The organism is Actinoplanes sp. NPDC004185 (assembly GCF_053603475.1).
The window spans coordinates 1-1,023 of record NZ_JBSGFR010000139.1 but is presented as its reverse complement, the minus strand read 5'-3'; the positions used below and the strand labels follow the sequence as shown (position 1 = coordinate 1,023).

The 1,023-nt window shown below is 67.8% G+C and carries 1 protein-coding gene; it reads right to left on the bottom strand.

The features are described 5' to 3' along the window. Nucleotides 1–950: IS110 family transposase (locus ACWEOZ_RS44410; RefSeq protein WP_451916685.1), on the bottom strand; the 950-nt coding region annotated here is incomplete at its 3' end. Nucleotides 951–1,023: the final 73 nt, after the last annotated feature.

The window sequence follows — 1,023 nt, the reverse complement described above, 5'->3', positions numbered from 1 at the left end:
GCTGGCGCGAGTGACGTTCTAAGCTTGTTGTCGGCGGGTTCGGGAAGTGACTTCTCCGAAGAGTCGGTGTGGGGATGCAAGCCGGTCACGCTGGAGTTCGCTGACGTTCCCTGGTGTCCTCCCGAACCCGTCGCCATCGCCATGCTGGCGTCGTTGACCATCTGCCGGTAGACGATGTCGGACAGCCGCCGTTTCAGCGCCCGCATCGCTTCCATCGACGTCTTCCCGGCTGCTTTCTTGCGGTCGAAGTAGGCGCGGCCTTCGGTCGGATTGCGCAGCTGGACGGTGGCCATGATGTGCAGGACCCGGTTGATCTGCCGGTTCCCAGCCCGGGAGAGCCGGTGACGGACTTGGTCGCCGGAGGATGCGTCGATGGGTGCGGTGCCGTTCCAGGAGGCGAAGTGCCCCCGGTTCGGGAAGCGGACGATCGCGCCGACTTCGATCAGCAACCGGGCCGCGCCGGACGGGCCGATGCCGTGCAGGTCCATCAGGGTGGTGCCGGTAGCGGTGACCAGTTCGTTGAGTTCCTTGTCGGCCTGCTTGGACCGTTGGTAGACCCGCTCGAGGTCAGCGATCAGCTCCGCAGCCACCCGGCGGCGTGCTTTGCCGGCCGTGTCCCGCGGGCGGACCGTGGTCAGCAAGACCTTGGCCTGCGCGGCGGATAGGCTCTTCTTCGCCCCGCCCGGGACGAGCTCCAACAGCAGTTGGTGCAGCTGCGACACCATCCGAGTGTGGTCCTCGCCGAGCGAGCGGCGCCGGTCGGCCAGGATCCGTAGCACCGCCAGTTGTTCGTCGTTGACCAGCGGCCGCAGCCCTGCCATCCGGGTGCCGACCAGCGCGATGGAGTGCGCGTCGGTGGCGTCGGTCTTGCGGCCCTGTCCGGTGGCGAACACTCGGGCTCGGGCGGACAGCTTCGGCGGGACGTCGACGACCTGCTCGCCGCTGGCCAGGAGCCGGTTGGCGATGTGCCGGCCAATGCCTTGGCAGCCCTCGACAGCCCAGATCCGGTCCGTCCACTGTTTG